At 47.4% G+C, this 5,896-nt stretch carries 3 protein-coding genes and 2 pseudogenes; 2 read left to right on the top strand and 3 right to left on the bottom strand.

What is annotated here, in order from left to right:
* Positions 1-185: 185 nt before the first annotated feature.
* Entirely contained in the window at positions 186-785 is a 600-nt protein-coding gene (locus tag JCM2765_RS15770; RefSeq protein WP_054737502.1) for a L,D-transpeptidase, read from the bottom strand.
* Positions 786-909: 124 nt separating this feature from the next.
* Positions 910-2,455 (bottom strand): annotated as a pseudogene (locus tag JCM2765_RS15765) (ABC-F family ATP-binding cassette domain-containing protein).
* Between the two features lie 524 nt (positions 2,456-2,979).
* Here JCM2765_RS15765 and JCM2765_RS15760 point away from each other — a divergent pair.
* Both JCM2765_RS15760 and JCM2765_RS15755 read left to right on the top strand, forming a co-directional pair.
* Positions 2,980-3,354: a VOC family protein gene (locus tag JCM2765_RS15760; RefSeq protein WP_054737501.1), complete on the top strand. Its 375-nt coding sequence runs from the start codon at positions 2,980-2,982 to the stop codon at positions 3,352-3,354.
* Positions 3,355-3,372: 18 nt separating this feature from the next.
* Positions 3,373-4,050 carry a CPBP family intramembrane glutamic endopeptidase gene (locus tag JCM2765_RS15755; RefSeq protein WP_054737500.1) on the top strand — a complete coding sequence of 226 codons (678 nt, stop codon included), beginning with the start codon at positions 3,373-3,375 and terminating at the stop codon, positions 4,048-4,050.
* Positions 4,051-4,255: 205 nt separating this feature from the next.
* Here JCM2765_RS15755 and JCM2765_RS15750 read toward each other — a convergent pair.
* Positions 4,256-5,255 (bottom strand): annotated as a pseudogene (locus tag JCM2765_RS15750) (glycosyltransferase family 2 protein).
* Positions 5,256-5,896 lie beyond the last annotated feature (641 nt).

Raw genomic sequence — 5,896 nt, 5'->3', positions numbered from 1 at the left:
ACTGAGACCGCACTTTGGCTCAGGCCGGCCCCACAGCAGGAACCTGGCCGGATACCGGAATCGACAGTTTACACAAATAACCGCACTTCACAAACTAAACAGCAGAATGCTTACGCTGGACACAAGCGAAAAGCGAGCTCAACATTCTATTCAGAATGCTGAACTCGCTTTTGAAGTTACGCATGTTATTCAACGACAACCTTCATCCCTTCTGGAATGTGGGTGTAGAACCACTTCGCATCAGGAACTGATAGGCGGACGCAGCCGTGGGACTTGGCTTCTTTGCCAAGTTGGGCTGCTTCTTCCTTGTTGTAGTTACCGTATTGGTCGGTCGGCACCGTGTGGAATAGATAGATACCGTGATCCTTAAAGGACGTCCAGTACTTGGCGCCTTCGCCAGATTGTTGGTTGTAGAAGAAATCGCCCCGTTCCGCTTGGATGTGGAACGTGCCCTTTGGCGTTGAATCATTGACCCCGGTGGAAGCAAACATCGTGTAGACGGTCTTAGTCCCATCCTTGATGTAGACGCGCTGGTTCTTGATTGAAACCCGAATCCAAGGATCACTTAATTTGCTGATTTTTGGATACGGCTTGTCCTCTGATGGTTTGCGCCAGTTGATCACCGGTTGCTTTTTCTTTGATTTTTGTGCTGCGGTTTGCGTTGACTGTTTTTGCGTTTTGGTGGCCGCCTGTTCACTCGATGACGGGGTAAACATGTGATGCACGCCAAACCCAACGACTAAAAAGGTCACAACAACCACTAATACTTGCAGTACCCGCTTCATTTCAAAATCTCCAAACCTTGCTTAATTTCGGCCATTGCGACAGCCAATGACATCACTTGATTTTATCCATTGTACCATCTCAATGAAACAAATTAACCACAATCGCATGACATTTTACAGATGATTACTGATTCTTAAGACTTAACTTCTCAACGTTCAGCACTTTGTCGGCTAACCCGTTATAGAAGCTCACCTCATGGCTAACCACGATAGCGTTGCCAGGGAAACGATTAATGGCGTCCTTCAAGGCTTCCTTAGTTTCTTCATCCAAGTGGTTCGTTGGTTCGTCCAAGATCAAGAAGTTGCTTGGTTCAAATTCCATCATGGCTAACTTGACCTTGGTTTGTTCCCCACCAGATAGCTGGCCGATTGGTTTCATGGCGTTGGCAGCATCTAACCCACACTTGGCCAACTTGGTCCGAATCGCTTTTTGTGGCAACTTTTCGTATTTAGCTTGGATGATTTGAAGTGGTGTTTGCTGTGGGTTATCCCACTCAAGGTCTTGGCTAAAGTAGCTGACCTTGGCGGATGGTGAGAAGTGCGCAGCGCCACCCTTGGCTTCGATCAAACCTAAAATCGTCTTGATCAAAGTTGACTTACCAACCGTTAAAGCCTTCAAAGCCAACCTTTTCACCCGTGTTGACGGAGAACGTTACTGGCTTCAGCAATGGCCGGTTGTAACCAACTGAGAGTTGATCCACCACCAACGCATTTTGCGAACCCGTATCGGCGTATGGGAAGTTGAAGTTGGCCTGAATATTACTCGAAGGTGGATCCACCAGTTCCATGTGGGACAGTTGCTTCTCCCGGGATTTAGCTTGTTTGGACCGAGTCCCGGCCTTAAACTTCGCGATAAACTTCTGGGTCTTTTCAATCTTGACCTGTTGCTTTTCGTATTCCTTACGTTGGACTTCTTCACGTTCAGCCCGTTGCCGCATGGCTTGTTTGAAACTCCCACGGTATTTGATAATTTTCCCAAATGCCACGTTGATGATACAGTTCGTGACTTGATCCAAGAAATCGTAATCATGAGAAATGATCATGGCAGCACCGTCAAAATCGTTCAGGTAATCGATCAACCAGGCGATGTGGCCAACGTCCAAGTAGTTGGTCGGTTCGTCCAACAGGATCACGTCTGGGTGTTGCAGCAACAGCTTTGCCAAAATAATCTTTGACCGTTGACCACCAGACATTTGCGCAACTTCATGGTCACGACCAATGTCGTCTAAGCCCAAACCAGTGATGATTCGTTCAATTTCAGTTTCAATATCGTAAAAATTGTTGGCTTCCAAAATTTCTTGGATTCGGCCAGCACGTTCCAGTAACTTGTCATCCGCAGTCTCCGCATACTCCGTGTAGAGTTGCGTCATCCGGTCGTTTTGATCGTACAGATCTTGAAACGCCGTGTGCAGAAAATCAATCAGGGTCATCCCGTCTGGAATATCGGCGTATTGGTCCAAATACCCCACGTGGATCCCCTTTTGCCAGGTGATTTGACCAGATAATGGTAACTGATCACCAGTCAGCACCTTGATCAGGGTTGACTTACCAACCCCGTTTTGACCAACGATGCCCATGTGTTCACCCTTGTTGAGCTGAAAACTTGCATCATCGTACAGTTTTTTATCAGCAAAAGCCATACTCAGGTCTTCAACTTCTAATAACGCCATTACGTTTCCTCCTTACAGTGTTGGTGGGCCTGCAGTTATGCACGCCCACTCGACAGTTGTTGCCTTTCGTTACTTCCATTTTTAGTGTCCGCCCGACAGACGTCACACTCTGATTGCTTTTCAGTAAGTTGATTGTCGTACTGAGCTGGAACCAGTCGCCAATGTAGTTGTTAACGGCATTCCCGACGTTAATGACGACTTCACTCGGATACCACTAACAAGAGCGTGGTTGTTGGTTGCCCACTGATACCGCAGTTTGACCAGTCGCGTTACGCAACGCAATTTGCGCCCTCTGACCCAAAATAGGTCACAGGGCAATCGTCACTTATTCGCCGGAATCAACCACACGCTCCGATTTACATCTTATTTACACTATCACTAATAAGCCATGAAAGCAACGGTAAGCCCCGGTTTGCAACACTATTGTTATCCTGACAGACATGGTCTGCACCGTTATTTTCACCGCAGTCTCCTTTGCCTGTGGTATAATTTTAGGTTAAGACAACTCTCAAAGGATGATAAGAATGAACATTAAAGACGTCGACAGCATCACCATCACCGTCAGCAACATTAACCAATCGATCCGCTTCTACCATGAAGTGTTCGACTTACCAATCATCAAGGATAGCGCGCGCCCAGCCGTTCGCTTGGGACATCACCGGTTGGAATTCCAAACGGCAACTGAGCCTAACGCGATTGCGGCCAAAACGGTCGCAGCCGGTACTGCTGAGTTAGCGTTTGAAACTCACGATCCATTGGCAAACACCCTAGCCCATTTAACCAACTACGCCGTGGAAATTGATGACGGCCCAGTTGATTACGATGGTGCTAAGGGCCAAGCCACCGCCCTTTGGGTGCGCGACCCCGACCACAACTTAATTAAGATCATCACTTACTAACCAATTTGAGGTGACTTCGTGCTTAAATACATCAGGCGTCAAGCGCTGCGAATCATCAGCTTTATCCTGTTACTGATCGTTTACCTGATCAACTCCGCCCAGCTTCAACTGGCCACCCAGTACGCCAAAACGTCACCGGGAACCGCTGAAAAATACCTGGGGGTAATGCTGATCACCATCGCGGGCATTCTTGTCTTGTTCACCTGGCTCTATCAACGCCAATTGAACCGCAACAATCCCCGTCAGTTTGGTAAACGACCAATCACCTTTAACCGACTGATTCAACTCTGCTTACTATTCGTCGTCATGTTACTGGTTCAAATCATCTGGTCGCAATTGATCATGCATCACTTGTTACCGATGCCTACCAACCAAACCGCCGTCGAATCTTCAATCCAACAGCTCCCATTCTGGAACAACCTCTATGGCGTGCTCGTGGCACCCGTTTTCGAAGAGTTCCTCTTCCGGGGCTTCTTCTTCAACTTTTTCTTCAGTAAAAATAACCGCTGGTCAACTTTTTTTGGCGTATTAGTGAGCGGCTTGATTTTCGGGTATTTGCATACGATGGCCTTTTCTGTCACCACCCTATTTTACGCATCATTGGGTTGGTTATTGGCCCTCACCTACCTACACTTCAAGGATATTCGCTACAACATTGCCCTGCACTTTCTGAATAACCTCTGGTCAATTTTGTAATTTTTTGAAACTTCGCGAAAAAGTCGGTTTCTAGTTTGCGGTTTATGGTGTATAATAGACCCATGATAACTACTAATGTAGTTCATCAAGCATGAAAAAGCACAACTCGTTCTCTGAACGCGTTGTGCTTTTTTATTTGCTCTGAACTTGAAAACCGCGTCAACTCAGTGGTTTATCGCTTTCATGGTCTTTGAAAAGGGCCGGCTTAACTTGCGTGGCGACTACTAGCATGCGTTATCGTTGGCAACTGGGCCGTATACAAATCAGTCTCGATTTCAAACCGTGGCCGTTCTTTAACTTCGGTGAAGACCTTCCCGACATATTCGCCAATGATACTCAACGAAACCAGCTGAACCCCACCCAGGAACCAGATGGAGATCATCAGTGATGACCACCCAGCATTAACGTGGCCCAAGGCGTGTTGTACCAGCGTATACGCCATCAGCACGATACTCATCAACACGATCGTCATCCCCAGATACATAATCGCCCGAATCGGCGCAATTGAAAACGATGAGATGCCATCGATGGCAAAGTTCAGCATTTTACGTAATGGGTACTTTGATTTACCGGCGTACCGTTCCTTGCGCGCATAGTACACCTTGGCGCTGGGATAGCGACAAGTGGTACAACGCCTCGGAGGAAGAGGTTGCGCTCACGGTATTTTAACAACCCTTTGATCGCAACCTGCCCCAACAATCGGTAATCAGCGTGGTTGGGGACCATATCCACGCCAAACCGCTTCATCAAACCATAAAAGGCCATCGCTGTACGCCGCTTGAACCACGTGTCGGTCTCCCGGTTATTCCGAACGCCGTAAACCACCTGCGCACCCTTATGATATTCAGCCACCATATCAGGAATCACGTTCACGTCATCTTGTAGGTCAGCATCGATCGTAATCGCCATATCCGTATGGTCCTGAACCACCGTTAAACCCGCAATTAGGCGTTTTGGTGACCGAAATTCCGACTAAACTTGATGCCGGTCGCGAGTGGATTACTGGTGGATAACTGCTGAATGCAGTCCCACGTCGTATCCTTGCTGCCGTCATCGACAAACAGGATGCGACTCTGATCACTCACCTGCTGCTTCTTGATCATTGTATTTACAATCGCCGACAATTCCTTAGCCGTTTCAAAAATAACTTCCTGTTCATTAAAACATGGCACAATAATCGTCAACGTCTTTGCTTGTTCTGGCATTTCCTAAAACCCGCTTTCTAACTTCGTATCTCGAAGTTCTCTGCGCTATACCCCAGTCGCGCACTCATTTCGATCCTAGTCCAGCCAACTCCCCCGACTTGCCAGACGCAACTATCGGTCAAAACACAACCTTCGTATCGGTCTCATTATAACGTATTCACGATGGGGACCCAATGGTATTCTTAAGATTTCTTTAACTGTTGCTCGTTGTCGCTTGTATCCAACGTAAGCATGTATAGTTTGTAAAATTCAGTGATTCTGGTTTTGTATAGTGGAAGGATGCCGCGGGAGGCTCCGGCGCTATGCGAGGCTGGAACGCAGTGGCGGGTCTCCGCCTCCCGCTACATGGTGCGCTGTTAGTAACTCAACTATTGACTGCAACAATCTGGAGTTAACGAAATCGCATAACGACAACGTTAGACGGTAATTCAACAGCCGCAGAAACGATAGTGGTCAATATTCAGTAACGGCGATGAATCAACGGTGGTGCGATACAAAATCTGCCAGTCATGCACCACGTTAGAGTGGACTTAATGTAGTTGCGTTGACGTTCAGGAAGCCGTTGTAATTCTGAAGTGTTGACTGATGATCAACTTTGTCGTTTGTCGAATCAACGTCGTTCTTGTAGTACTGCCGCAAAC

It is taken from the genome of Secundilactobacillus similis DSM 23365 = JCM 2765 (assembly GCF_001311075.1).
GTDB lineage: Bacteria > Bacillota > Bacilli > Lactobacillales > Lactobacillaceae > Secundilactobacillus > Secundilactobacillus similis.
Note: the sequence above shows the minus strand (reverse complement) of the source record. Positions and strands in the feature narration are given on the sequence as shown.

Bases quoted from the DNA above. Each gene is read 5' to 3' on its own strand.
- JCM2765_RS15770 (WP_054737502.1), bottom strand. From the start codon at position 785: ATGAAGCGGGTACTGCAAGTATTAGTGGTTGTTGTGACCTTTTTAGTC.
- JCM2765_RS15760 (WP_054737501.1), top strand. From the start codon at position 2,980: ATGAACATTAAAGACGTCGACAGCATCACCATCACCGTCAGCAACATT.